Annotated in this window: 1 pseudogene; it reads right to left on the reverse strand. The window is 34.9% G+C overall.

The features are described 5' to 3' along the window. Window positions 1–3950, reverse strand: a pseudogene (locus WGMM_RS04205) (NAD-glutamate dehydrogenase); the annotation flags it as partial. Between the last annotated feature and the right edge of the window lie 65 nt (window positions 3951–4015).

Here is a 4015-nt window from a genome sequence, read left to right on the forward strand (position 1 = left end):
CCATCCAATTCATCAATTTTCTGCCACAGGCTGTTTAAATCATACAGGTGGTTAACAACAATATATATGTTAACCGCTTCTTGTATCTTAATTCCAGTGTTCTCAGCCAAATTATTGATGAATATGCAGCCCATTCTATTCACTACATCATTTGCAATGCAAGTAGAGATAATTTCTCTACGAAGTTGGTGTTTTAATATGAAATCCTTAAACTTTGTTACCATCTTTTTAGGAAAATAACCTAGCAAGTAGTCATGAGATATAAGATCTTTTTCAGACAGATCGGAATGTATAATTTCATTTTTTATTGCTGTTCTAGCATAAGACATTAGAACAGAGAGCTGAGGAGAACTGAAACCTTCTGCACCAGTTAACATCCTTGCTATCTCTTCTTCAGTTGGAAGAAATTCTACGCTTCGGTTTAACAGCCCAGATTTTTCTAAACTGAGCAGTAACCTGTGGTGCTGCTCCAATCTCTCTTTAGCTTGCAAACACTCAAGAAGTAATGCTTTTGTTTCAATTGTGTTGTGGTTCTCAAGCACTTTGGATGCAACTTCATCCACCATACTTGCCAGTATTTCATTCCTTTTTTCTAAAGAAATACCCCCTGCTTTCATAGCTGAAACAAATGCAATCTTAATGTTAACTTCAAGGTCCGAACATATCACTCCGGCTGAATTATCAACAAAGTCTGCATTGATATATCCACCTTTTTCAGCATATTCTATTCTTCCAAACTGTGTACAACCAAGATTTCCACCTTCTATAAACATAGAAGCTCTAATATCTTTACCATTCACTCTTAACTCATCGTTTGCTTTGTCAACGACCATGCTATGATTTTCACTCTTTGCCTTAACAAACGTGCCAATTCCTCCATTCCATATGAAGTCCACTTTTGCTTTCAATAGATATCTAATCAAATCACTTGGAGGTAGCATATCTTCTGTTATATCAAAGCACTTTTTTATTTCTTGAGAAATGTTTACTTGCTTACTGCTACGCTCAAATACTCCTCCACCCTTAGAAATCAAATCTTTATTATAATCCATCCAAGTTGAAAATGGTAACTCAAAGAGACGTTTACGCTCTGTGAAACTCTTTTCTGCATCAGGGTTTGGGTCAACAAAAATATGCATATGGTTAAATGCGCCGATTAAATGTATATTTTTTTGAAAGCAGCATACCGTTTCCAAATAGATCGCCAGCCATATCTCCAATTCCAATAACAGTTGTATCCTGGTAAATATCCTTATTCATTTTCCAAAAATGCCTCTGTGCTGCAATCCATGCACCTCTGGCTGTAATACCCATTTTTTTGTTGATCATAACCTGCTGATCCACCAGATGCAAATGCATCGCCAAGCCAAAAATTGTATTCAGAGGCTATCTGGTTGGCATAATCAGAAAATGAAGCAGTGCCTTTATCTGCTGCAACTACCAAGTATGGATCGTCTTCATCATACCTAATCACATTCTCTGGTGGAATTATTTCACCATCAACCACGTTATCAGTAATATCAAGCATTCCTCTAATAAAACTCTTATAGCACTCAACACTTTTCTCTCTTAAAATATTCTTATCTTTATAAGCTTGCTTTATTACAAATCCACCCTTTGCACCAACAGGGACAATAACCGCATTTTTTGTCATCTGAGCTTTCATGAGCCCCAAAACTTCAGTGCGAAAATCTTCCGTCCTATCCGACCACCTTAAGCCACCACGGGCTAATTTCCCTCCTCTTAGATGTATTCCCTCAAAAAGGTTTGAATAAATATACAATTCGCGATACGGACGAGGATCAGGCAAACCATTTATTTTACTTGAGTCAAATTTTGTAGATAAATATGGTTTATCGTCTTGATAATAACTGGTCCTTAAAATAGCCATTATCAAGTTAAATATCGAGCGCAAAACGTAATCATGTGAAACATTGCTGATCTCTTTTAGAAGTTCCTCAATTTTTTCTCTGACAATGTCCGTAGTTTCTGCTCTATCAATGTCTATGTTAGGATCAAATCTTGCATGAAATAGTTGTATCAAATACTTTACTACTTTTGGATACTCTGAGACTACCTTTTGGATATATTCTGGGTTGTAGTTAAATGACGTCTGCTTTAGATAGGCACTTAGCGCTCTAATCAGAAGCACTTCCTTCCACTTGAGCCCAGCAATAATGATCAAACTATTGAAATAGTCATTTTTAATTTCCTTGCTAAACACTTTCGCAAGTGTTATTTCAAATTGCTCTTTTAGAGTAATGTTGTCTATTAATTCATCGACTCTTGACAACACAAAATGGTGTATCCATATTCCACCGTTAATTTCTATGTAATAGCCATTATGAGATAGAATTTTAGCTCCCAAATTCTTAGTGATCCTTAATATCTTCGATAATTCAAGGCCTCCATTGTTTGGAGTATAAACCTTTAATTGATAATTAAGATTATCACGAGTAAGTCTTAAATCGACCTCGCTAACTCCTTTCTTCCTCACTATCTCCAATTTTTTCATATCGTAATATGCGTCATGAGGTTCGAAACTCTCTTGATAGCTTATTGGAAATGCCTTGCAATAACGGATGAATATATCCTCAACAGTGCTAAAAGTATTGTATAAATTGTCTATAAAACGATCTTCCCACTTTTCTGTAATGTTTCTTAATTTGTTTTCGATACGCAAAACTTCATCATCAAGAACGCTAGCATTTTTGGTCTTTAGCACTACATGCAATTTCATCAAATCATATTCATTGATAATGTGATTGTTATAAATGTCTGAACTTCCTGCACTTGTCTCATCCTTCAATATGTCACGTATTTTGAACATTAGCCTAGCGCTAGCATAACGCATCGGTATCAGCACTATGCAACTAATAAAATCCCCGACTCTTCTTAAAAATAATCTGACTCTTGGCCTAATCGCAAGAGACATGATCGAAATGCAAATTTTAAATAATTCGTCTTCATTTGATTGGAATAATTCATCACAAGAGAACACTTGCAAAATAGAAATCAAAGCTTTATTGTTGTGGCCCCCGGTTACAAATCCTGCATTTTTTTCTATAACTTTAACTTTATCTTTTATTATTGGAATAGTTCGAATATCTTGGACCTCCGCTACAGAAGTAAATAGCCCGAAAAAACGCCGTTCCTTTACTACATTACCCTGGTCATCAAATTCTTTTACTCCTATACAATTCATGTATGTACGCCGATGGACTATTGAGATTAGATCTGATCTCAATATGTATAGGGAATCAAGGTTTGCAGAAGGAATCAACGTACTTTGACCTACTCTCATCAGTCCAAGGTCCTTTTTGCCATCACAGACGAGTTTTTCATCTTTACCAGCAATATATTCTTGATAACCTAGAAATACAAAATTATTACTCTTTAACCAAACTAGAAAATCTTTTTGCTCTTGATTTCGGTCTGGTGTCATTCCAGTGCGTGACACTGGAATCCACGTGTCCTTTTCCTGGATCACAGTATCAAGTACTGGGATGACAGAAAGACTTGCCTCATCAAGTTTCTTAAGCATTAAGTGCCAATCTTTCACAACACAATTAACTGCTTTCAGCGTTTTTTGTAGAGATTCTTTTAATGTATCAACAAAACTGTCACTTATACCTTTGATAATTACATATATAACTGACTCTTTTATTCCATTACTTTCTTCCAAAGGGTAAATCTCATCTATTAGGCCATCTTTTCTTTTAATGTTAATTATGCTGTTGCTGTAATAGCATATGGTTAAATCGTGCGACTTAATTTGTTATCTTAATCGTGGTAAAATCGCCTTCTATTCCTGGTATATCATCTATATTACTTACTACTAACTTACTTTCATCTTTCTCTTTTTGAGAAACAAAATTGTAAGCATCGTTTACAATATATAGCAAAAACTTATCATTGGCTTTTAGGTCGCTTTTATAAACAAAACTATAAATTGTGTAGTATAATTAAAAAATAATAAAAATATAATGGTTATATTTGTGTAGTGTAATTTAAA

The sequence above is a fragment of the Wolbachia endosymbiont of Glossina morsitans morsitans genome (assembly GCF_000689175.1).
Classification (GTDB): Bacteria; Pseudomonadota; Alphaproteobacteria; order Rickettsiales; family Anaplasmataceae; genus Wolbachia; species Wolbachia pipientis.